Annotated in this window: 23 protein-coding genes; 12 read left to right on the top strand and 11 right to left on the bottom strand. The window is 63.3% G+C overall.

The features are described 5' to 3' along the window. The first annotated feature begins 101 nt into the window (after positions 1-101). A complete protein-coding gene (locus C7I87_RS07125) occupies positions 102-509 on the top strand; it encodes an ACT domain-containing protein (RefSeq protein ID WP_149903532.1) in 408 nt (135 codons plus the stop codon). A gap of 1 nt (position 510) precedes the next feature. On the opposite strand, the gene C7I87_RS07120 is transcribed toward C7I87_RS07125, so the two are convergent. From C7I87_RS07120 to C7I87_RS07110, 3 genes are all read right to left on the bottom strand, one after another. Next, entirely contained in the window at positions 511-963 is a 453-nt protein-coding gene (locus C7I87_RS07120; protein ID WP_149903531.1) for a GNAT family N-acetyltransferase, read from the bottom strand. Between the two features lie 206 nt (positions 964-1,169). Continuing rightward, positions 1,170-2,204 carry an aspartate-semialdehyde dehydrogenase gene (locus C7I87_RS07115; protein WP_149903530.1) on the bottom strand — a complete coding sequence of 345 codons (1,035 nt, stop codon included), beginning with the start codon at positions 2,202-2,204 and terminating at the stop codon, positions 1,170-1,172. 107 nt (positions 2,205-2,311) lie between these two features. After that, positions 2,312-2,515 carry a hypothetical protein gene (locus C7I87_RS07110; protein ID WP_149903529.1) on the bottom strand — a complete coding sequence of 68 codons (204 nt, stop codon included), beginning with the start codon at positions 2,513-2,515 and terminating at the stop codon, positions 2,312-2,314. A 147-nt stretch (positions 2,516-2,662) separates the two neighbouring features. Between C7I87_RS07110 and C7I87_RS07105 the strand changes: the two genes are divergently transcribed. Continuing rightward, positions 2,663-4,531 carry a DEAD/DEAH box helicase gene (locus tag C7I87_RS07105; RefSeq protein WP_149903528.1) on the top strand — a complete coding sequence of 623 codons (1,869 nt, stop codon included), beginning with the start codon at positions 2,663-2,665 and terminating at the stop codon, positions 4,529-4,531. Between the two features lie 35 nt (positions 4,532-4,566). On the opposite strand, the gene C7I87_RS07100 is transcribed toward C7I87_RS07105, so the two are convergent. After that, a complete protein-coding gene (locus tag C7I87_RS07100; RefSeq protein ID WP_149903527.1) occupies positions 4,567-6,000 on the bottom strand; it encodes a glycosyltransferase in 1,434 nt (477 codons plus the stop codon). A gap of 136 nt (positions 6,001-6,136) precedes the next feature. Between C7I87_RS07100 and C7I87_RS07095 the strand changes: the two genes are divergently transcribed. The 4 genes from C7I87_RS07095 to C7I87_RS07080 all read left to right on the top strand — a co-directional run bounded on the left by C7I87_RS07095 (position 6,137) and on the right by C7I87_RS07080 (position 8,611). Further along, positions 6,137-6,853, top strand: coding sequence for a DUF805 domain-containing protein (locus C7I87_RS07095; protein ID WP_149903526.1), 717 nt, complete (start codon positions 6,137-6,139; stop codon positions 6,851-6,853). Positions 6,854-6,920: 67 nt separating this feature from the next. Next, positions 6,921-7,577, top strand: a complete 657-nt coding sequence (locus C7I87_RS07090) for a DUF805 domain-containing protein (protein ID WP_149903525.1) — start codon at positions 6,921-6,923, stop codon at positions 7,575-7,577. A 163-nt stretch (positions 7,578-7,740) separates the two neighbouring features. Continuing rightward, the gene (locus C7I87_RS07085) at positions 7,741-8,169 is read left to right on the top strand and encodes an SRPBCC family protein (RefSeq protein WP_149903524.1); all 429 of its coding nucleotides are present in this window, start codon (positions 7,741-7,743) and stop codon (positions 8,167-8,169) included. After that, on the top strand, positions 8,162-8,611 hold the full coding sequence (locus C7I87_RS07080) for a MarR family winged helix-turn-helix transcriptional regulator (RefSeq protein ID WP_149903523.1): 450 nt from the start codon (positions 8,162-8,164) through the stop codon (positions 8,609-8,611). The genes C7I87_RS07085 and C7I87_RS07080 overlap by 8 nt, the downstream gene beginning before the upstream one ends. 13 nt (positions 8,612-8,624) lie before the next feature. On the opposite strand, the gene leuB is transcribed toward C7I87_RS07080, so the two are convergent. The 3 genes from leuB to C7I87_RS07065 form a co-directional block, all read right to left on the bottom strand. Next, positions 8,625-9,728: a 3-isopropylmalate dehydrogenase gene (gene leuB, locus C7I87_RS07075; protein ID WP_149903522.1), complete on the bottom strand. Its 1,104-nt coding sequence runs from the start codon at positions 9,726-9,728 to the stop codon at positions 8,625-8,627. A gap of 141 nt (positions 9,729-9,869) precedes the next feature. Next, positions 9,870-10,220, bottom strand: a complete 351-nt coding sequence (locus tag C7I87_RS07070; protein ID WP_149903521.1) for a VOC family protein — start codon at positions 10,218-10,220, stop codon at positions 9,870-9,872. A 13-nt stretch (positions 10,221-10,233) separates the two neighbouring features. Next, positions 10,234-10,617: a RidA family protein gene (locus C7I87_RS07065; protein WP_127276581.1), complete on the bottom strand. Its 384-nt coding sequence runs from the start codon at positions 10,615-10,617 to the stop codon at positions 10,234-10,236. Positions 10,618-10,878: 261 nt separating this feature from the next. Here C7I87_RS07065 and C7I87_RS07060 point away from each other — a divergent pair, with 261 nt between their 5' ends. Beyond that, positions 10,879-13,518 (top strand): tetratricopeptide repeat protein, encoded by a 2,640-nt coding sequence (locus C7I87_RS07060; RefSeq protein WP_149903520.1) that lies wholly within the window; start codon positions 10,879-10,881, stop codon positions 13,516-13,518. A gap of 260 nt (positions 13,519-13,778) precedes the next feature. Here the strand turns inward: C7I87_RS07060 and C7I87_RS07055 are convergent, their stop codons facing one another. The 3 genes from C7I87_RS07055 to leuD all read right to left on the bottom strand — a co-directional run bounded on the left by C7I87_RS07055 (position 13,779) and on the right by leuD (position 16,634). Continuing rightward, a complete protein-coding gene (locus tag C7I87_RS07055) occupies positions 13,779-14,783 on the bottom strand; it encodes a L,D-transpeptidase family protein (RefSeq protein ID WP_149903519.1) in 1,005 nt (334 codons plus the stop codon). 257 nt (positions 14,784-15,040) lie between these two features. Beyond that, the gene (locus C7I87_RS07050; RefSeq protein WP_149903518.1) at positions 15,041-15,967 is read right to left on the bottom strand and encodes a hypothetical protein; all 927 of its coding nucleotides are present in this window, start codon (positions 15,965-15,967) and stop codon (positions 15,041-15,043) included. 61 nt (positions 15,968-16,028) lie between these two features. Continuing rightward, entirely contained in the window at positions 16,029-16,634 is a 606-nt protein-coding gene (leuD, locus tag C7I87_RS07045) for a 3-isopropylmalate dehydratase small subunit (RefSeq protein WP_149903517.1), read from the bottom strand. Between the two features lie 153 nt (positions 16,635-16,787). Between leuD and C7I87_RS07040 the strand changes: the two genes are divergently transcribed. The 5 genes from C7I87_RS07040 to C7I87_RS07020 all read left to right on the top strand — a co-directional run bounded on the left by C7I87_RS07040 (position 16,788) and on the right by C7I87_RS07020 (position 19,393). Next, positions 16,788-17,213: a GNAT family N-acetyltransferase gene (locus C7I87_RS07040; protein WP_149903516.1), complete on the top strand. Its 426-nt coding sequence runs from the start codon at positions 16,788-16,790 to the stop codon at positions 17,211-17,213. Positions 17,214-17,296: 83 nt separating this feature from the next. Then, on the top strand, positions 17,297-17,617 hold the full coding sequence (locus tag C7I87_RS07035; RefSeq protein ID WP_149903515.1) for an ArsR/SmtB family transcription factor: 321 nt from the start codon (positions 17,297-17,299) through the stop codon (positions 17,615-17,617). Next, positions 17,614-18,060, top strand: a complete 447-nt coding sequence (locus tag C7I87_RS07030) for an SRPBCC family protein (RefSeq protein WP_149903514.1) — start codon at positions 17,614-17,616, stop codon at positions 18,058-18,060. Before C7I87_RS07035 ends, C7I87_RS07030 begins: the two co-directional genes overlap by 4 nt. A gap of 36 nt (positions 18,061-18,096) precedes the next feature. Next, a complete protein-coding gene (locus tag C7I87_RS07025) occupies positions 18,097-18,588 on the top strand; it encodes an SRPBCC family protein (protein WP_149903513.1) in 492 nt (163 codons plus the stop codon). A 73-nt stretch (positions 18,589-18,661) separates the two neighbouring features. After that, the gene (locus tag C7I87_RS07020) at positions 18,662-19,393 is read left to right on the top strand and encodes a DUF72 domain-containing protein (protein ID WP_149903512.1); all 732 of its coding nucleotides are present in this window, start codon (positions 18,662-18,664) and stop codon (positions 19,391-19,393) included. Between the two features lie 204 nt (positions 19,394-19,597). On the opposite strand, the gene C7I87_RS07015 is transcribed toward C7I87_RS07020, so the two are convergent. Then, the gene (locus tag C7I87_RS07015; protein ID WP_149903511.1) at positions 19,598-20,764 is read right to left on the bottom strand and encodes an NAD(P)/FAD-dependent oxidoreductase; all 1,167 of its coding nucleotides are present in this window, start codon (positions 20,762-20,764) and stop codon (positions 19,598-19,600) included. Between the last annotated feature and the right edge of the window lie 19 nt (positions 20,765-20,783).

The raw sequence follows: 20,783 nt of genomic DNA, 5'->3' as shown, positions 1-20,783 counted from the left end.
CAGCCGACAACGACGTCGCCATGTCGTCCATGTTGGGCTACCGGTGTGTGCTGGTTGCGGATATTGGGAAGTCTGCGGCCGTCCCGATGCAGGCGAGAAAAATGACCGGCGAGATCGATCTGAGGACTCTGTTGGCGTCGATGACGCCGGAATTGCTTGACGGCACCTATGTCTTCGCCACGCTGGCGCCTCGTGTTCCGCAGCCCGAAGGCCTGGAGCCGGTCATGGTGTTTCGGGAGCGCGAGGGCACGACACTGATCGTGACCGAAGACGCGGCGAGAGAAGCAGGGCTGACCGGCTCGTTCCGCTGCCGGATGATCACGCTGAACATCCACTCGTCGCTGGAAGCAGTCGGCTTCCTCGCCGCCATCACCGCGCGCCTCGCCGCCGCCGGCATGGCCGTCAATCCGGTCTCGGCGTTTTATCATGATCATCTGTTTGTGCCGGCCGAGAGGGCGGAGGAGGCGATGGCGCTGTTGCATCAACTGGCCAGGGACAGCGCCTGTTGAATCAGTGCCTGCGGACATACAAAATGTCAGGCAGCCCTTCCTCATTGGTCGTGCCGTCGCCGAACGCCTCCGCACGGAACCCATGGCGCTCATAGAAACGCTGGGCGCCGGCATTGGATTGGAAGCAATGGAGTTTGACGATCGGCAGCGTGGCGGTCGCGTCCATCAGCAGCCGGCTGCCTATGCCTTGCCCGGTCCAGGCCGGATCGAGATAAAGTTGTTCCACCCAATCGCCGTTGACGGCGATGAAGCCGACAATGTCAGCACCGGCCTCGGCGACCGTCACCTGCTGGTTGGGCAACACGATATCGCGGATGAAGGCGAGGTCCTCGGCCGGCGTGTGGACGACCGGCATCCAGGCGAATGAGTTGAGCGCCGCCCGCATGATTCTGGCAATGGCGGTAGCATCAGAAGCGATGGCCGGGCGCAGAGCAACTTTAGCGTCATCGGTCATATCAAGCCCCGCGATCGAAAAATGATTTCGGGTCAGCGCTGCCCCTCATCCGCCTGCCGGCACCTTCTCCCCGTAGAGTGACGGGGAGAAGAAAGCTGACGGCCGAAGGCCGAGCCCGCGACTGCGGGCCGCCGGTCGTCCGGCGCCCTCGCGGAGGGCCCGCCGCGGCAGCGGCGATACGGCCCGTGAGCGAAAACTGACCGCCGTCAGGCCGCCTTCTTCTTCGGCTGGATGAGCCCGCGCTCGACCAGCAGTTCAGCGATCTGCACCGCGTTCAACGCCGCGCCCTTGCGCAGATTGTCGGAGACGATCCACATCGACAGGCCGTTGTCGATGGTCGAATCCTCACGGATGCGCGAGATGAAGGTGGCGTCCTCGCCGGCCGACTCCAGCGGCGTGATGTAGCCGCCATCCTCGCGCTTGTCCAAGACCTGGCAGCCGGGCGCCTCGCGCAGGATGTCGCGTGCCTCGTCGGCGGTGATCGGCTTCTCGAACTCGATGTTGACCGCTTCCGAATGGCCGATGAACACCGGCACGCGCACGCAGGTCGCCGTCAGCTTGATCTTGGGGTCGAGCATCTTCTTGGTCTCGGCGACCATCTTCCACTCTTCCTTGGTGAAGCCGTCGTCGAGGAAGACGTCGATATGCGGAATGACGTTGAAGGCGATGCGCTTGGTGAACTTCTTGACGTCGACCTGGTCGGCGACGAACACCGCCCGCGTCTGCGTGAACAACTCGTCCATGCCTTCCTTGCCGGCGCCGGACACCGACTGGTAGGTGGCGACGACGACCCGCTTGATGGTGGCAGCGTCATGCAGCGGCTTCAGCGCCACGACGAGTTGCGCCGTCGAGCAGTTCGGGTTGGCTATGATGTTCTTGCGCGTGAACAGCGAGATCGCGTCCGGGTTCACCTCCGGCACGATCAGCGGCACGTCCTGGTCGTAGCGGAAGGCCGACGAATTATCGATGACGACGCAGCCCTGCTTGCCGATCTTCGGCGACCATTCCTTGGAGACGTTGCCGCCGGCCGACATGATGCAGATGTCGGTGTCCGAAAAATCATACTGGTCGAGCGGCCTGACCTTCAGCGTGCGGTCGCCGAACGACACTTCCGTGCCCATGCTGCGCCGCGAGGCCAGCGCCACGACTTCGCTGACCGGAAAGCCGCGCTCTTCCAGTATGTTGAGCATTTCCCGGCCCACATTGCCCGTGGCGCCGACGACTGCAACCTTGAAACTCATAGAAATCTCCTGTCCCTCTCCGCCTGGTTTTTGGAGAAAACCCGCCGGCCAAGTGCGGGTTCCGTCCCCCGGGCCGGACCCGGGAGAGGGTGGTTAGGCCAAGGGAATCACACCGTTTTGATGGTGGTTTTGGTAGTTTTCTTGGCCAAGAATGGGGTTTTGCCGGAACGAGACGACGCGCCGACACGCCCGGCCCAATGGTTCGCATCGAGGCTGGGGGCGTCGAATGCAAGAAGAGCCATCAAGAGGCCGCGCATCGAAAAACGATCCCGTTCGAAGCGGGCTTTTACGCGGTTTGCGGCAGGAGTCAATTGGCGGGGCGCCGCATAGCCTTGATGGCACCCTGTACAAGAAGGGCGGCAGGAAGTACGAACGGCCAAGATTGTTTGGCTGGCGCGGCGTCAGCCCCGGCATGTGCTCCATGATGAGCGCGGAACCCTGAATTCCGAAAGAACGAGATGTCCAACTTCGATGGTATTGTTCCCGCGCTCGCACAAGCGCTGGAAAAGCGCGGTTATTCCGACCTGACACCGGTGCAGAAGGCGGTGCTGGAACTCGGGCAGGCCGATGCGCTGGTGTCGGCGCAGACCGGCTCGGGCAAGACCGTGGCCTTCGGCCTTGCCATGGCGCCGACGCTGCTCGACGGCGCGGAACGTTTCGGCCCGGCAGCAACGCCGCTGGCTCTGGCGGTAGCGCCGACGCGCGAACTGGCACTGCAGGTGACCCGCGAGCTCGAATGGCTCTACGAGCCGACCGGCGCCACGGTGGCCTCCTGCGTCGGCGGCATGGACATGCGCACCGAACGGCGCGCCCTGGAGCGCGGGGCCCACATCGTCGTCGGCACGCCGGGCCGCCTGCGCGACCACATCACGCGCAATTCGCTCGACATGTCGACGCTCAAGGCCGTGGTTCTCGACGAGGCCGACGAGATGCTCGATCTCGGCTTTCGCGAGGACCTCGAATTCATCCTCGATGCCGCACCGACCGACCGCCGCACGCTAATGTTCTCGGCCACCGTGCCGCGCTCCATCGCCACGCTCGCCCAGGGCTATCAGCGCGATGCCGTGCGCATCTCGGCCGCCGGCGAGGAAAAGCAGCATCTCGACATCGAGTACCGGGCGCTGAATGTCGCCCAGGCCGACCGCGAGAACGCCATAATCAACGTGTTGCGTTTCTATGAAGCCAAGAACGCGCTGGTGTTCTGCAACACGCGCGCCGCCGTCAATCATCTCACCGCACGCTTCAACAACCGCAATTTTTCGGTCGTCGCGCTGTCGGGCGAGCTCAGCCAGAACGAGCGCAGCCACGCGCTGCAGGCAATGCGCGACGGTCGTGCGAAAGTCTGCATCGCCACCGACGTGGCGGCGCGCGGCATCGACCTGCCCAACCTCGAGCTGGTGATCCACGCCGACCTGCCGACCAATCCGGAAACGCTGCTGCACCGCAGCGGCCGCACCGGGCGTGCCGGGCGCAAGGGCGTCAGCGCGCTGATCGTGCCCAACAGCGCCCGCAGGCGCACCGAGCGGCTGCTGCAAAGCGCCAAGCTGACGGCGACATGGGCGAGCCCGCCCTCGGCCGACGACGTGATGCGGCGCGACGACGAGCGCATCCTTGCCGACCCGGCCTTCGACGAACCGGTGATGGATGACGAGCGTGCATTCATCGACGCGCTTCTTGCCAGGCACGGCGCCGAACAGGTGGCGGCCGCCTTCGTGCGCCAATGCCGCTCCAGCCGCTCGGCGCCCGAAGACCTCATGGATGTCGCGCCTTTCACGCCTTCCCGCGAAAGATTGGCGGGAGAGAAGTTTGCGCACCGCGACGAGGCGCCCAGCCGCCGCGACGATTTTGGCGCCAGTGTTTGGTTCTCGCTGTCGGTGGGCCGCCGGCAGAATGCCGAGCCGCGCTGGCTGATCCCGATGCTGTGCCGCGCCGGCAGCATCAGCAAGCGCGAGATCGGCGCCATCAAGATGCAGCCGGAAGAGACTTTCGTGCAGATTGCCGCCGACTGGGCGGACCGTTTTCTCGCCGCGATCGGCCCCGACCGCAAATTGCAGGGCAACATCGTGGTCAAGCGGCTGGAGGGCACGCCGGACCTGTCGCGGGCCGGCTATCAGCCGCCGAGCCCGGACAAGAAGCCGCATCGCGGCAAGGCGCCTTTCGACCCGAACGCGCCGAAGCGCAAATTCGAGAAGCGAGCACCGGCGTCAGCCGACCAGCGGCCGGCCGCCGCGCATGAGGCAAAGCCTTGGGCGAAAAAACCGGGCAACCCGAAATTCGAAAATGCCGGTGCGCCAAAGCACAAGAAGGCGAAGAAGCGGCCGTCGTAAGACCGGCGCCACTGCGGGACCGCTGATTTTGCGCGTCAGGGTGCGGCCGTTTCGAACTGCTGGCGGGATGCGCTTTCACGGAGGCCGGCCTTGATGGCGGCCCAGCTTGCCGATGCCGGCGTCGGCCGGTGGTTTTGGGCGATGCGCTCCGCCAGCGAGGAGCGCCAGGCGTGATCGTCCGCCATCCTGCGGATGGCGGCGTACCAGCCGGCCTGATCATTGGGATCGACCGCAGGCATCAGGCCGCCGCTCGCCTCGATCAGCGACGGCGCGGTGGACACGATGACCGGAACGCCGAAATCGAGGCATTCCGAGGCGCCGTAGCCCCAGCCCTCTATATGCGAGGGAAAGACGCCAAAGGTGGCGCTGCGATAATATTGGATGAGCTCTTCGTCGCTGACCAGCCCGGTGAATGTCACCGACCGGAGCAGCTCCGGATAATCCTTCAGATAGGCGCGCAGCGGCTCGATCATCCAGCCCCAGCGCCCGGCGCAGACAAGCCGCGGCAGTTTTACGCCTTCTTGCAGCGCCTGCTGCCATATCCGCGCCAGCAGGATGTGATTCTTGCGTACTTCGATGGTCGAGCAATAGATCACGAACGGTTCGCTGGTCTCGATGCGCGAGGTCGCGCTCATGCGCGAAGCGGTTTCATGCAGGATGGAAGGCATTGGAAAACGGTACACCACAGGCGCGGCGATGCCGGCCTTGCGCATGTGATCGGTCAGCGTCGCGCCAACCTCGTCGGAGGCGCAGAACGCCGGTGCGCCGGTGCGCACCAACTGTTCGAGATAAGAGCCGAACCGGGTCTCGCCGATGCCCGCACCGATCAGGTCCGGACGCAATGTCGGGATGAGATCATGGCAGAGGAAGGCAAGTTTTCCGGCGCTAGAGACCGCGGATCGGTCGTGCTGGGTAAGGACGTGATGGCTGATCAGCACGAGGCCCGGCTTCGCCTCGGGGCTCTGGCCCGGCGCATCGGGCTCCGAGCCCAACCGGATCCGTGCCCGTTGGTACAGGCGATAGGCGCGGATCAGCAGCCGCGTCGCCTGGTAGGCGACCCCTTTGCGGCCGTTGGTCACCGTCTTGGCAAGATGACGATCCGTCTCGCGCTTGTCCCATGGCTGTTGCCTCACCGCCTGGAAAGCCTGCGACAGGGCCGTGCGTCTTCCCGGCCACCGTTTGACACGGTGCGGTGAGATCCGGGCCGCCGCGACATGATCCAGTTCATAGGGGGCAAGCGGCCGAAACTTGCCGTTCGGCCTGAGCGCCACCACCTCCACGCAAGGATCGGTATCCGCCAGCGCCGCGTTGACGAGAAAGCTCTCCACCCGCGGAATGCCCGCCAGGCCCTTGCCGGCCGGCCACAACATCAGCCCGGTGGCGTCGATGGCCAGAGAGACCCGTCCCGGTGGCATGGTCGCCTCGCCATCCGCGGTCACCGCGCCGGCATCGGAACGTTCGACTGTCATTTCTGCCTTGGCCAAAACGGTTGCACTCGATGTCTTATGCTTCATTTGCCGCGAAGGCGGTAGCCATGGGCGGCTTGCCCATCGGCTCGGCCCTGTGCCACATCTTGGCAGGGACGTGGCGACAAGGGGGTGGGCGATGCGCGGCGAAGTGCTCCACTATGACGAGGATCAGGGCTTCGGCTTCATCACCGGAGCCGACGGCAACAGCTACACCTTCACCCGCGAGAACCTGCGCCGGCAAACCGCCATGCCCAAGGGGACGGTGGTCGAGTTCCAGGCGGGCGGCGGTCAGGCGCGCGACGTTTTCTCGATCGCCGCCCAGACTGCCCGCCCGGCCACCGACGCCGCCACAGGCACCGCACCGGCTCAAGCCGGGCCCGCACCTGCGGCCGCCGCATCGCACGCGCAGCATTTCGGCCGACCCAGCGAGGGCACGCCTGCCGAACCCAGTGATCTCTGGGGCTATTTCTGGCGCGGCCTGACGCAGAACTACTTCAACTTCGCCGGCCGCGCCCGTCGCAAGGAATATTGGGGCTACTGCCTGTTCTGGGTGGTCTGCCTGCTGATCATCTTCGGCATCGGCATCTTCACCGATATCGAAATGGGCAATTTCGACACCAACGTCTCGGCGGCGGTGACGGTTGGCCTGTGCGGCACCTTCCTGCTGGCGACGTTCCTGCCCGGCCTCGGGGTGACCGTGCGGCGGCTGCACGACATCGGCCTGTCGGGCTGGCTCTATCTGCTGATCCTCATTCCGAGCATCGGCAGCCTGATTATCCTGGTCTTCGCGCTGATCCCGACCCAGGCGCGCGAAAACCAGTGGGGACCGGTGCCGGCGGGTGTCAGCGTTTAACCTAAACGTGTGTATTGCAATCATATGCAACCTTGCATAGTATGGCGACCCTACGCAAGGGGAAGCAATGCGCGGAGAAGTCTTTCACTACGACCAAGATCATGATTACGGCTACGTGAACGGCGTTGACGGCAAGCGTTACATCTTCAGCCGTAGCGACTTGATCCAAGACATGGCCATTGCGAAAGGCGTACTGGTCGAGTTCACACCGGACGACGGAACGGCTCACGAAATCGTCGCCGCAAAACCCGCCGCACCGTCACCAAATGGCAGGCCGGAGCAATCTGGCCAGACATTCGAAACGCGCCTTCTCAGGCCCATGGGACTCTGGGCCTACTTCCTGCGAGCCCTTGGCGACGATTACCGCAATTTCACCGGCCGGGCCTGTCGCAAGGAGTTTTGGGCGTTCTATCTCTGGTTCTACGTCATACTCGTCGCGCTGTTCGGTTTCGGCATTCTCCTAAACCTAGCGATAGGCGGCTTCGACGACGGCCCAAGGACCTCGATCGGTTACATTCCTGCCCTGCTCTTCGTGCTGGCGGGAATCCTGCCGTCGATCGCAGTCGTCGTGCGGCGTCTGCACGACATCGGGCTGACGGGCTGGCTTGTCTTGCTTTGCTACACCCCGGCTTTGGGAGCGTTGGCCGTTCTCATTTTCGGGCTCATTCCCTCTCAGCCCGGGGAGAACCGATGGGGATTTATGCCGGCGAGGGCCCAAATTTAGCGATCCCGGCAGGAATGCCGAAGGGATTTTCGTCTGAAACTGCATGAAAACAAGGCGTTGGGATGCGTCTCAGCTCAAAAGATTCCTCTTGCATTTTAATCTGTGGACAGATAGTCTGTGCACAGATCGAATGGTCGATCGGCAAGATGGATGGAGCGAGACGATGTGGACCAATGAATACACCGCGACTTCCCCGCTTCCGGCGCAAGCTATCTGGAATGCGCTCAAGGCATTGCATGAAGGCCGCCTGACCTATGAAGGGTCCGACACCTTCGTGCTGCACGGGCCGTTCGCCAAGGGCACCCGCGTCTCGGTGACACCGGTCGGTCAGGACACGTTCGAATCGACCATCGTCGATCTCGTCGACAACGTGACCTATGCCGACGAAACCTCCTTCGGCGACACGACGCTGCTGTTCCGGCACACTCTGGTGCCCGTCGAAGGCGGCACGCAGGTGACGCACCGGCTCGATATCTCCGGCCCTTCCGCCGCCGAGGTCGGCCCGGAACTAGGGCCGCAGATCAGCGGCGATTTCGACGTCTCGATGGCCAGGCTGTTCGAACAGGCGGAGGCGTTGGCGAACCGTGGCTGAACTCGACACGCGCTTCAAGGGCGGACCATCGGAGAGCCCAGGATTGCTGCTCTGGCGAACCACGATGCGCTGGCAGCGGGTCATGACAGCGGCGCTGGCGCCGCTCGACCTGACGCATGTCCAGTTCGTGCTGCTCGCCTCGGCGATGTGGCTCGGCCGCAATGGCGAGCCGCCCAACCAGGTGCAGCTCGCCGCCCAGGCCGGCACCGAGGTGAAGATGACCTCGGATGTCGTCGCCCGGCTGGAGGCCAAGGGGTTGATCGCGCGCGAGGCCGATCCCCGGGATTCCCGGGCCAAGGTGATCCGCGTCACATCAGCCGGGGCCGCCGCCGCACAGCGCGCCATTGTCGCCGTCGAGGCCGCCGACGCGGCGTTTTTCGAGCCGGTGGACGAGGCACAGCTCGTCGGCCTGCTGCGTCAGCTTGCCGGCGAAATCCGCTGAGGCCGAACGAGCGTTACGCCAGGAACTTGGCGATGATCGCGTCGCCCATCTCGACCGTACCGACCTCGGTCATGCCCGGCGAGAAGATATCCTTGGTGCGCAGGCCCTGGTCGAGCACGGCGGCGATTGAAGCTTCGAGCTTGTCGGCTTCATCGACCATGCCGAAGGAATAGCGCAGGCACATGGCGAAGGAGGCGATCATGGCGATCGGGTTGGCGATGCCCTTGCCGGCAATGTCGGGCGCCGAGCCATGCACCGGCTCGTAGAGCGCCTTGCGCTTCTTGGTCTTCACGTCGGGCGCGCCGAGCGAGGCCGACGGCAGCATGCCGATCGAGCCGGTCAGCATGGCGGCGATGTCGGACAGCATGTCGCCGAACAGATTGTCGGTGACGATGACGTCGAACTGCTTTGGCCAGCGCACCAGCTGCATGCCGCCGGCATCCGCCAGCATGTGGTCGAGCTTGACGTCGGCATAGCGCGCCTTGTGGGTCTGGGTGACAACCTCGTTCCAAAGCACGCCGGACTTCATGACGTTGCGCTTTTCCATCGAGGTGACGTGGTTCTTGCGGGTCCGCGCCAGCTCGAAAGCGACGCCCGAAATGCGCTCGATCTCGAACGTGTCGTAGACCTGCGTGTCGATGCCGCGCTTCTGGCCGTTGCCGAGATCGATGATCTGCTTGGGCTCGCCGAAATAGACGCCGCCGGTCAGCTCGCGCACGATGAGGATGTCGAGGCCTTCGACCACTTCCTGCTTCAACGAGGAAGATGCCGCCAGCGCCGGATAGCAGATTGCCGGGCGCAGATTGGCGAACAGCTCCATGTCCTTGCGCAGGCGCAGCAGGCCGGCCTCGGGGCGCACCTCGTAAGGCACGGCGTCCCACTTCGGCCCGCCGACGGCGCCGAACAGCACCGCGTCCGCCGCCATCGCCTTTTCCATGTCGGCATCGGAGATCGCCGCGCCATGCGCATCATAGGCACAGCCGCCGACAAGGCCCTCATCGGTGACGAAGCCGCTGCCGAGCTTTTCGTTCATCGCCGCGATCAGCTTCTTGACCTCGGCCATGGCCTCGGGGCCGATACCGTCGCCGGGGAGCAGGAAAAGATGCTTCGTTGCCATGGAGAAAACCGTCCCAGAAAGATTGCGTTTCGATTTTACGCAGCGTCCTTTGCGCGCCAAAGAGGCGCGCGGCGCTGTGCGACCGCGGCCTTGCTAAACGCCAAGCGCGCGGCGCGCAAGCCTTTCAGCCCCGCGCAGCCATCACCGATGCGAGAGAATGTTGACCAGCCGGCCGAGGGGATCGCGCACATAAAAGCGCCGCACGCCCCAGGGTTCGTCGGCCGGCCCATATTCGACGGCGAAACCGGCGGCCTTCATCGCTTCGAGCGCCGCATCGACATCGTCGACCTCGATCGACAAATCCGGCACCGGCGTGCCGGACCCGCCTTGCGCCATGAAGCTGACCTGCACCTGCATCGTCTCGCCAGAGCCGTAGGTTGCGATCCAGCCCTGGTCCATGAGCAGATCGAGGCCGAGCACATCGTGGTAGAAACGACTGGCCGCCGCAGCGTCCCGTGTCTCGATATTGGCCACGATGCGCCGGACCTTCATCGCCTTGGTCCCCTCAGGCCGTACGCCGCAGCGCCGTCACCTCGATCTCGATCTTCATTTCCGGTTTGTTCAGCTGGCACACGATCATCGTCGCCGCCGGTCTGATGTCGCCGAACGTCTCGCCGAGGATCGGGAAGACGACATCCACGAAGGCCTGGTCGGTGATGTAGTAATGCGCCCGCACCACATCCGCCATCTCGAAGCCGCCATCCCCGAGCGCCTTGCCGATCGTCGCCAGACAGTTACGCGTCTGCGCCTCGACCGTCTCCGGCATCGTCATGGTCGCATAGTCGTAGCCGGTCGTCCCGGACACGAAGCACCAGTCGCCCTGCACCACGGCACGCGAATAGCCGGCGGTCTTTTCGAATGGTGAGCCGGTGGAGATCAGTTTACGCATGAGGAACCTCGCCATGGTTGCAACCATTCTGTGGGGAAAACGCCGACCCTGCCATGGGCCAATACGGATGGATCGGCAGTGCAGGATGGGCGCCACCGGCGGATCGGCCCCGACCCCTCCGTGCGACGCCTTAACCTTCCGATGGGTAGACATTGTTAGCGTCGAAGCTCGTTGCAATTTTTGCTTGCATTAAGGAACAAAAAAAGAACTATAGATATAACCGCGAAGGCGGCACAGTTGTTCCGGGGGGAGAATTAGACCATGTCACGCCGTACTGGCGCGCCGGCGAGCGCTGCTGTTTCAAATCTCTTGCTCTGGGCGTTCTCTGCTCTGACAGCGATTGCTGTGGTCGGTGCGTCGACCACGACGACGCTCGCCGGACAGAGCGCAATCGCCCCTGCCGCGACCCGGCCTGCGGCCAAGCAGAGTGCGAGCGAAGATATTGCGCCTGTCGATTCGAGGTTGGCGAAGCTGACCGACGACGCGGATCCCCGCGTCCTGGTCGCGGTGTCCAAAGGCGACAGCCTCGCGCACGACGGTAAGTACGACGAAGCGATCAAGGCCTACGAAGAAGCCATCGCGATCGCTCCTGAGAGCCCGCTTGCCTATCTCGGTCGCGGCAACGCCTTTGACGGCAAGAACGCCTATACCCGCGCCATCGCCGACTACGACAAGGCCATCGCTATGATTCCGGATATGGCCACGCCGCTCATGCGCCGTGGCATGGCCAAGGCTGCCGCGGGCGACGCGGTCGGCGCGCTTGCCGATTGCATCGGGGCCGCCAGGCTCGATCCGAAAGCGAGCGGCGCCTACTTCTGTTCCGGAGCGGCCTGGTACGCCACGGGCGACCTCAAGCGAGCGATCGAGGCTTTTTCAGTGGCGATCGAGATCGATCCGAAAGACGCCGCCAGCCATTACGGACGCGGCATGGTGCAAGCCGACGGCCAGAACTATGCCGAGGCCGTTGCCGACTTCGACCAGGCGGCAAAACTCGACTCGCACAATCCAAACTACGCGGCCGCCCGCAACGCGGCGCTGGCGCTACAAGCCAAAGTCGGCGGCGGCGCGGATGCGATTGTACCACCCTCGAAGAAGCTCAGAGCTTTCGTCGATCGCGGCTATGCCTTCTACCACAAGGGCAAATATGATCGTGCGATCGCCGAATACAACAAGGCGATCGCGCTCGATCCGAAAGATGTCTCGGCCTATGTCGGGCGGGGCATCGCGCTGGTCGACAAGGGAAAGTATGACGCGGCGATCGAGGACTATAACAAGGTAGTCGAACTTAATCCCGATTATTCAGACGTTTACATCGGCCGTGCCGTCGCGTGGACCAAAAAGAATGAGCCGGATCGCGCCATAGTCGACTTGAGCCGCGCCATCGAACTCGATGCCGATTACGCGCCGGCCTATTTCGGGCGTGGCAGCGCCTTCATCGATAAAGGCGACTACGACCGGGCAATAGCCGATTTCGACCAGGCGCTGAAACTCGATCCCGGGATGGCGCTTGCCAGCAAGGGCCGAATGATGGCCGTGGCGGCGAAAGACAAAGCCACGGCAACCAAGCCTGCCGGCCAGGCTCGAAACAAAATCGTCGAGGACGCTATCGAGCAGGGCACGATCTGGCGCTCCCAAAATCAATTCGACCGCGCCATCGAGCAGTACGACATAGCGGTCGCCGCCGACCCATCCAATGCCGGCGCCCATACCTTGCGCGGCTTCACCTTTGCGTTGAAGGGCGACCTCGACCGGGCGCTGGCCGACTACAACAAGGCGATTAAGCTCGACCCAAAGTCGACCGACGCCTATTTCTACCGTTCCGCCATCTGGCGGCAGAAGGGCAAGATCGACCGTGCCATCGCGGATCTAAGCACCATCATTTCGTTGCAACCGGCCAATGCCGACGCTTATGTGCTGCGCAGCCGGGCCCGCGCTGTAAAACACGATTGCGATGGCATCATCGCCGATTCGACAGAGGTGATCGGGCTGCGGCCAACGGATGCGGAAGCATGGTTCAATCGCGGATTCTGCTGGAACAGGGAGAAACAATACGACCGCGCCATCGCCGATCTGGATGAGACTTTACGCCTCGATCCAAACTACACCAATGCCCGCAAGGAGCGCGACGATGCGACCGCGGCGAGAGCGGCAAACAAGCAGACGCCAACGACCGGGACAGCAGCAACGGCGCGCGACGCCACAAAGAGTGGCATAGCCCTCTACAACAAGGGTCAATACGACCTTGCGATTGCCAAATTCGATCAGGCGTTGGTGCTCGAATCCAACGATGCGGAGGCTTTCGGATATCGCGGTCTCGCATGGGGGCAGAAGGGCAATTACGATCGCGCCATAACGGACTACGGCAGCGCGATTGCGATCGAGCCAAAGAACAGCAGCTATTATTCCGCACGTGGCTTTGCCTGGACGGCCAAGAACGACCACAAACGTGCCATCGACGATTTCGGCAAGGCGATCGAATTCGATCCCACCTACCCCCTGCATTTCCACGCTCGAGCGATCAGCCGGATGACCATAGGCGATTACGACGGCGCCATAGCAGACTATGACAAAGCCATCAGCCTTAGTCCGGGCGTCGCCAAAATGCGTGTCGATCGCGGTATCGTCTGGATGGCCAAAGGCGATGCGAAGCGCGCTCTGGCTGATTTCGACATGGCGATCCAGATCGATCGGAGCAGTCCGGGCGGCTACTTCGGCAGAGGTCTCGTGCAGGCACGCGCGGGCGATCACGACGGCGCGATCGCCAACTTCAATCACGCGATCAAGCTTTACCCCAACTATGCCGATGCCTACACTTTCCGGGGCCGCTCCTGGCAGGCAAAAGGCAATACCAAGCGAGCCAAGGCCGACCGCAAGAAGGCGCTGAGCCTCGGAGCGAACTAAAGCGCGTCGCGTCGAAACGGATTCAGGCGACGCGCTTTAGGTCTTTGTTTTTATGCATGTCGTCTTCCCAAAACCGAGGTCACTTTTGGGCGACATGCATTAAGCTTGTCCGGTCGGATTGCGAGCAGTTCCGGCCGGCCCATGGCAGGCTCCGAGCGGTAAACGCCGCTTTAGATTTTGACGTTGATTCCTCGTGCGCCGGCTACCGTGAGGTGCTCTCCGTGCGGGCCCCGCTCAGAGGTCTGCATTGCCCGCCATGCTCAGCCGGATTGGTCCTTGGCCGGTTCAGCCGTTTCTCCGGTGAAGACAACCCTTGTGCCCTTGTGCACCTCAAGGGCGAGGTCTTCGGCATCCCAATTGGTCAGTCTGATGCAACCATGCGAAAAGGTCTTCCCGATCTTGCCTGGCTCGGGCGTGCCGTGAATTCCGTAACTTTCAATGGACAGATCGATCCAGACTGAGCCCACGGGATTGTTCGGCCCTGCGGCGATGGTGAAGGGCCGTTTGGTTCTAACCCCCTTGAAGGCAAAGCGGGGATCGTAGTGATAGGTGGGGTTTTGGACCACCCGTGTGACTTGTGCCTCGCCGCTCGGCGCCGGTTTCTCTTCGCTTCCAATCGAGGCGGGATAGACCGAAACCACTTTGCCGGCATTGTCGAGGACGCGAACTTGGCGCGCGGCCTTGTCGACCTCGACGCTGGCAACGGCTGAGGGCGGATCGCCCCGGTCGATAGCCGGCACCAGCACCTTTGCGCCCGCCCTCCTGAAGCTGATGCCCGGGTTGAGCCTTCGCAGCAATTGTTCGCTGATGTGGAAGTGCTCCGCGATCCGTTCCAGCGAACTGCGATAGCCGAGCCTGCGCAGGCGAGCCATTCTTTCCATACTGGCCGGAATGCGCTTGGTAAACGGTCCACGCAAGTCCTTGCGCGTCAGCTCGTAGTTCACAAGAACCGCGCCTGGTGAGGTTGCGACCAGCTTGTCCCAGGTCTCCCGGTTGAGCTTGCCATCGGCGGGCAGGGCGTTGGCCGCCTGAAAGGCCCGGACCGCCTTGGTGAAGTTCTCCGCCTGGCGGCCGTCAATGAGGCCAGGCGAGAACCGCGCGCGATCCAAAAGGATCTGCGCCTTCAGCACGGTCGCATCGACGCCCTTCGTTGCGTCATCGCTGAATTGAGCATCGTTGACGGCGGCTGCGTCCAGCTTTGCCGCCTCTGTGGTGCCAGATGCGAAGGCGAACAAAACAAGCGCCAGAAGAACGAGCCTGACCATCGATGTTACTCCAGGCACTGCCGCGCGAAGCTGCTCCTATGACGCGGCGCGGCCGATCTGGTTCCATTTGTCCCAGCGAATATTGCCGTTGACGCGGTTTGGGCAGAAGGCCGTCCTCGATCTCCATGCCGGCGGCCGGCGGCGCTCAAAGGAAGAACAAACCGCAGTCCTGCGCAGGTCCGCGACAGTGGACGGTTGTCGCGCGTAGGCCGGAGAAATTCGCCTCCCCACCCCCTGTTTCGCCGGAAATGCTCTAGTTAATTCGCTGACCCCAGCGCCTTGTCCAGCGCTTCCTTCACCTCGGCCGGCCATGTCGCCACCGCCGGCCATGCGCTCGGCTGGCCATTGTCGCCGCGGCGGGCGAAGTAGAGCTGGTGCTGGGCCGGGTCGACAGCCATGAAGCCGTCATTGCCGCCGCAATCATGCGGCACGCAGCCGCTGGCGTAGAAGGCGCCGGACGCCGTCTTTTCCGTGCCGCCGCCAACCAGCAGGCTGGTCGCCATGTCGGTCATGTCCTTGCCGAGCAGCTTTTCGGCTTGCCTGTAGACGGCCTCATTGTGAAAGGCGTCGATAATGTTCTGGTACTTTTCCGGATCGATGTCTTTCCAGTCGGTGCCGGGTTCCGGCATGTAGGTCAGATTGCCCGAAATCATCAGCCCGTCCGTCGGCGACCATTGCAAAGCCGGCTTCTCTTCCCCCGGCAGCAAATAGGGCACGAAATAGATGGCGGTGTCGGACACCGCCGACGGCGGCGAGCCGCACTCGTCCTGTTCGACCTTGGTGCTCTGGATGGTGCCGCCTTCCGGTTTCCAGACGATCACGGTCGCCGGCCCGCATTGGTTGCCGCCGTCGCCGACATCGAACAGCGCCACCTTGATGCCGCCAACTTCGACTATCTTGTCGAAGAACACATCATAGTTGCTCGCCAGCTCCTTGCCGTCATAGGCCAGCACCTTTTCGCCGTACTGTTCCTTCTGGGTGATGGTCAGCTGGCCGCCCTCGAACGGCACGGGCGCCTGCTTGTCGTTATCGGCAGCGTTTGCGGTATCCGTGTCAGCAGCCGGCTTCTCCGCCGAAGGGGGCGTCTGCTGCGCGGCGGGCGTTTGGGTCTGCGTTTGCGCAAACACGGTGGGCGCCAGCAACAAGGCCAGCCCGCAAACGCCGGCGAGAAGCTGATGTCTCATGACTGTCCCTCCCTCGGTCGCCACCCGGCCGGAAAGGGCCGGGCCTATTCGCCTGTGCCGCTCAGGCCCAGGGGCGCTGCTCGGCGTTCTTCTTCTCGAACGAGGCGATGGCGCCGGCCTTTTCCATGGTCAGGCCGATATCGTCGAGCCCGTTGAGCAGGCAGTGCCGCTTGAAGTCGTCGAGGTCGAATTTGACCACGCCGCCGTCCGGACCACGGATTTCCTTGGCCTCGAGATCGACCGACAGAGTGGCGTTGGAGCCGCGCGAAGCGTCGTCCATCAGCTTCTCCAGGTCCTCGGGGCTGACTGCGATCGGCAGCACGCCGTTCTTGAAGCAGTTGTTGTAGAAGATGTCGGCGAACGAGGTCGAGATGACGCAGCGTATGCCGAAGTCGAGCAGCGCCCACGGCGCGTGTTCGCGCGATGAGCCGCAGCCGAAATTGTCGCCGGCGACCAGGATCTGCGCCTTGCGGTAGGCCGGCTTGTTGAGCACGAAATCCGGATTTTCCGAACCGTCGTCATTGTAGCGCATCTCGGCGAACAGGCCGGTGCCGAGCCCGGTGCGCTTGATCGTCTTGAGATAATCCTTCGGGATGATCATGTCGGTGTCGACATTGACGATCGGCATGGGAGCGGCGACGCCGGTGAGCTTGGTGAATTTTTCCATGGCTTTGGCCCGTGTTTTCGTTGCGGGGGATTTTGCTGAGGCCCGGTTTACACAAAGCCGCGGGCAAATAAAAGGCAGCTGTTTGCGCGCGCCTGCACGAGGGCTATGCACTAATGGCTTCGAATTCACCGCCCGATGATGCAGTCTGGTCCCATGGCAGAAAACTCCCACGTCCTCTACGCCCGTGAAACGGCGCTCGGCGTTGCCGAATTCCGCCGCGTGCTGGTGGACTCCGGTCTCGGCGAAGGCAGGCCCGTTGATGACCAGGCAAGGCTGAAGGCGATGCTGGAGGGCGCCAGTCTGATCGTGACCGCCCGTCTCGACATGGAAGGCACGCCACTGATTGGTGTCGCCCGCTGCCTGACCGACTTTTCCTGGGTCTGCTACATCTCCGATCTCGCCGTCTCGGCCAAGGCGCAAGGTCTGGGAATTGGCAAGGGACTGATGGACGAGGTGGCCCGCCAACTCGGACCGTCGGTCGCCATCAGCCTGATTTCGATGCCCGAGGCTGTCGGCTTCTACGAACGCATTGGCATGCGACGCATGCCCGACGCCTTCTGGATCTCCCGCAAGCGCTGATTTCTTCTCCTGTCGCGCTACAGCCACCAAACGAGCATGATCTTGTCGCTTGACATGCAACCAAATGGTTGCATATTAGAGGCATGAGCATGGATGCAGTCTTTCGCGCCCTGGCGGACCCGACACGCCGGCAATTACTGGACAGCCTCCATGCCAGAAATGGGCAAACGCTGAATGCGCTGTCCGCGGAGATGGCCATGACCCGCCAGGCGGTGACCAAGCACCTGGCGATCCTGGAAGAAGCAAACCTCGTCACCACCGTCCGCAAGGGGCGCGAGAAGGAGCACTACCTAAACCCGGTTCCGATCAACGAGATCGCCGAACGCTGGATCGGCAAATTCGAGCGGGGACGGCTGACCGCCCTTAGCGACCTGAAGAAACGCCTCGAAAGGGAAGACCGATGAGCAACAGTTTCGTTTACGTCACCTATATTCGCACCACGGCCGAAAAGCTCTGGGAAGCGTTGACCGACCCTGAGTTCAACCGGCAGTTTTTCCTCTGCTCCTATCAGGAGAGCGAGTGGAAAGTCGGCTCCAGCTGGAAGCTGATCTTCCCGGACGGGCGCGTCGCCGACAGCGGCGAAATCCTCGAGATCGACCCGCCGCGGCGCCTGGTCATCAAATGGCGCAATGAATGGATGCCTGAGATCAGGGAAGACGGCTACACACGCTGCACCTTCACCATCGAGCCGGACGGCGAACTGATGAAGCTTGCCGTCACCCATGAAGCGGACGGGCCGCACAGGCTGATCGGCAACGTCGCCAAGGGCTGGCCGTTGGTGCTGGCCAGCCTGAAGAGCCTGCTCGAGACCGGCAAGGGGTTCGAGCGTCCACCATCGAAGGATTGATCGTTTCGGTAGCGAAATACTATGGAGGCAGCAGAGATGTTGCGTCACACCGCCCTGCATGCCATGACCAATGGCGACACCGTCTTCGCCACGGCCGATATCCGCGCTTTGCCAGAGCGCGTCTTCCGTGCGCTGAGCACCGATGAAGTCGAACTGTGGTGGGGATCCGCCGGCACCTATCGGATGGCCGACTGGTCGGCCGACCTTCGCATCGGTGGCCATTGGAACGTTGTTTTCCGCACGGCGGACGGCAAGGACATGCCGGCCAGCGGCGAATTCCTCGAGATCGAAGCGCCGCGCCGGATCGTGCAGACGCGGACCTATGACTGGGACCATCCTACGCTTGGCCGGCGGCAAACCACGGTTGCCTGGCTGTTGCAGCCGATTGCCAGGCGCACGCGCCTCACCATCTGCCATGGCGGTTTTGCCGGGCTACACGAAGCGGCTACCGAACATGCAGAGGGCTGGGCGCGGGTGCTGGCCTGGCTACAGGCGCATGTCGAGGCCGGAAGGCGGGTTGCAGCATGAGCAGCGGGTCAGTGGTAGCAAAGCCCGCCTCTGTACGCCTTGACCCACACCTCGTCCGGCCCACATCCCATGCATGGGAAAACAGGAATGTTTCATAGGCACGGCAGGCTGGGGCATTCCGACACGATACAGGCAAGATTTTCCGCAACCCGGGTCGCATCTTGAACGCTATTCCAGGCACTTTTCCATCGTCGAGATCGACACGTCCTTCTACAAGCCGCACCGCCGCGAGACCTATGAGCGCTGGGCACGCGCCGTGCCGGAGCACTTCCGCTTCGCCGTCAAGATGCCGAAGGCCATCACTCATGAGCGCCGTCTCGTCGACTGCGAGGACCTCTTGGAAAGCTTTCTCCAGCAGGTCGAAGGCCTCGGCGGAAAGCTGAGCGTGCTTCTGGTGCAGCTGCCGCCGAGCCTACCCTTCGAGCCGGATGTCGCGAGCCGTTTTTTCGACATGCTGAGCAGGCGAACGCAAGTCAGGCCGGTCTGCGAGCCGCGCCATCCCAGCTGGTTCGAACCGGAAGCAGAAGCGCTTCTGGCCGATCACCGGATCGCGCGTGTCGCCGCCGATCCGGCTCCGATGCCGGCGGCAGCGGTGCCGGGCGGTTGGCCCGGCCTCGCCTATTTCCGCTGGCACGGCGCGCCGCGCGTCTATTACTCGGACTACGACGCCGAAAGCCTCGACCGATTTAGCCGGCAAATTGAGGCAGCGGCCGCTTCGGGTGCCGAGGTCTGGGGGATTTTCGACAACACGGCCGCAGGCAATGCGCTCGGCAATGCAATCAAGGTTGATGCGATGATGGCGTAGACGCTGGAGGGGCAGCGCCCCCTTTGCCCTGCCGGGCATCTCCCCCTCAAAAGGGGGGAGATTGGCAGCTTTGATGCCGGCGCGTTCTCGTCGACGTTGAAGATTGGCGAAACCGTCGCGACATTCGATCTCCCCACTGAGGGGGAGATGTCCGGCAGGACAGAGGGGGGCGCTGTCCCGCCGGCATCAATCGTTCTTGCTCCCTCAAATCACATTCAACTCCCGGAACGCCCGCCCCTCAGCCACCCGCCCATACCCAAACGCCGAGCAGTCGATCGTCCGATACCCGCCATGCACCAAAAACTCGGCCAGCGCCTTGCCGACCGCCGGCGCCTGCTGCAGGCCGTGGCCGGAGAATCCGTTGGCGAAGAGGAAATTCGTCACCTCGGGATGCGGGCCGATCACCGCGTTCTGGTCCAGCGTGTTGTAGTCGTAGTGCCCGGCCCAGGCGCGGGTCGGCTTGATGGCCTCGAAGGCCGGGACGCGGATCGCCAGCACCGGCCAGATCACCTCTTCGAACAGCGGCCAGTCGACCTCGAAATCCCTGGGGTTGGCCGGGCCGTCGCCCTCTTCCGGCTCGGCGCCGCCGGTGAGGTAGACCGAGCCTTCCGGACGCACATAGATCCCGGAGGGGTCGACCAGCAGCGGCATGTCGGCATATTTCTCGCGCGCCTCGAAGACGAAGACGTTGCGCTTGCGCGGCTCGACCGGCAGCGCCAGCCCGGCAAGGGCGGCGACCTTGCCGGCGTTCGGTCCGGCGGCGTTGATGACGGTGCCGGCCTCGATACGATCGCCATTGTCGAGGCTAACGCTGGTGACGCGGTCGCCCTGCCGCTCGATGCCGGTGACCGAAGCACTGATGAAGTCGATCTTCTTCTGCCGCAGCGCCTTGCGGAACAGCATCAGCATCGCATGCGCGTCGAACCAGCCCTCGCCGGTCCGGCCATAGGCGCCGGCGGCGATGCCTTCGGCCGACAGCCAGGGGAAGCGGCGCGTCAGCTGGTCGGCGTCCTCGAGCAGGATGTCGGCGCCCTCGGCGACCTGCGCCTCGTGGTTGGCCCTCAGGATCGGCAGCCCGGCCTCGCCGGCAAGGATGAGATAGCCACCCTCGCGAAAACCGATATCGGCGTCCGCGCCGAATTCTTCCTTCAGTCGCCGGAACAGCTTCAGCGTGAATTGCGACAGGCGGATGTTTTCGGGAATAGAGAATTGCTGGCGGATCGAGGCCATGGACAGCGTCGTCGCCGCATGGGCGAATTGCGGGTCGCGATCGATCAGCGCGACCGAGCCGGAAAATCCTTCCTCGCGCAGATAGTAGGCAACCGAGGACCCGACGATGGCTCCGCCGATGATGACGATGTCGTAGCGCACTTTTTTCTCCGATCCGCCG

It is taken from the genome of Mesorhizobium sp. SARCC-RB16n (assembly GCF_008520305.1).
In the GTDB taxonomy this organism is placed as follows: Bacteria; Pseudomonadota; Alphaproteobacteria; order Rhizobiales; family Rhizobiaceae; genus Mesorhizobium.
This window is presented reverse-complemented; position numbering and strand designations above follow the sequence as displayed.

Bases quoted from the DNA above. Each gene is read 5' to 3' on its own strand.
- C7I87_RS07085 (WP_149903524.1), top strand. From the start codon at position 7,741: ATGTGGACCAATGAATACACCGCGACTTCCCCGCTTCCGGCGCAAGCT.
- C7I87_RS07030 (WP_149903514.1), top strand. From the start codon at position 17,614: ATGAGCAACAGTTTCGTTTACGTCACCTATATTCGCACCACGGCCGAA.
- C7I87_RS07060 (WP_149903520.1), top strand. From the start codon at position 10,879: ATGTCACGCCGTACTGGCGCGCCGGCGAGCGCTGCTGTTTCAAATCTC.
- leuD (WP_149903517.1), bottom strand. From the start codon at position 16,634: ATGGAAAAATTCACCAAGCTCACCGGCGTCGCCGCTCCCATGCCGATC.
- C7I87_RS07050 (WP_149903518.1), bottom strand. From the start codon at position 15,967: ATGAGACATCAGCTTCTCGCCGGCGTTTGCGGGCTGGCCTTGTTGCTG.
- C7I87_RS07120 (WP_149903531.1), bottom strand. From the start codon at position 963: ATGACCGATGACGCTAAAGTTGCTCTGCGCCCGGCCATCGCTTCTGAT.
- C7I87_RS07025 (WP_149903513.1), top strand. From the start codon at position 18,097: ATGTTGCGTCACACCGCCCTGCATGCCATGACCAATGGCGACACCGTC.
- C7I87_RS07035 (WP_149903515.1), top strand. From the start codon at position 17,297: ATGAGCATGGATGCAGTCTTTCGCGCCCTGGCGGACCCGACACGCCGG.
- C7I87_RS07105 (WP_149903528.1), top strand. From the start codon at position 2,663: ATGTCCAACTTCGATGGTATTGTTCCCGCGCTCGCACAAGCGCTGGAA.
- C7I87_RS07020 (WP_149903512.1), top strand. From the start codon at position 18,662: ATGGGAAAACAGGAATGTTTCATAGGCACGGCAGGCTGGGGCATTCCG.
- C7I87_RS07095 (WP_149903526.1), top strand. From the start codon at position 6,137: ATGCGCGGCGAAGTGCTCCACTATGACGAGGATCAGGGCTTCGGCTTC.
- C7I87_RS07090 (WP_149903525.1), top strand. From the start codon at position 6,921: ATGCGCGGAGAAGTCTTTCACTACGACCAAGATCATGATTACGGCTAC.
- C7I87_RS07070 (WP_149903521.1), bottom strand. From the start codon at position 10,220: ATGAAGGTCCGGCGCATCGTGGCCAATATCGAGACACGGGACGCTGCG.
- C7I87_RS07115 (WP_149903530.1), bottom strand. From the start codon at position 2,204: ATGAGTTTCAAGGTTGCAGTCGTCGGCGCCACGGGCAATGTGGGCCGG.
- C7I87_RS07065 (WP_127276581.1), bottom strand. From the start codon at position 10,617: ATGCGTAAACTGATCTCCACCGGCTCACCATTCGAAAAGACCGCCGGC.
- leuB (WP_149903522.1), bottom strand. From the start codon at position 9,728: ATGGCAACGAAGCATCTTTTCCTGCTCCCCGGCGACGGTATCGGCCCC.
- C7I87_RS07055 (WP_149903519.1), bottom strand. From the start codon at position 14,783: ATGGTCAGGCTCGTTCTTCTGGCGCTTGTTTTGTTCGCCTTCGCATCT.
- C7I87_RS07125 (WP_149903532.1), top strand. From the start codon at position 102: ATGACCGGCGAGATCGATCTGAGGACTCTGTTGGCGTCGATGACGCCG.
- C7I87_RS07040 (WP_149903516.1), top strand. From the start codon at position 16,788: ATGGCAGAAAACTCCCACGTCCTCTACGCCCGTGAAACGGCGCTCGGC.
- C7I87_RS07100 (WP_149903527.1), bottom strand. From the start codon at position 6,000: ATGACAGTCGAACGTTCCGATGCCGGCGCGGTGACCGCGGATGGCGAG.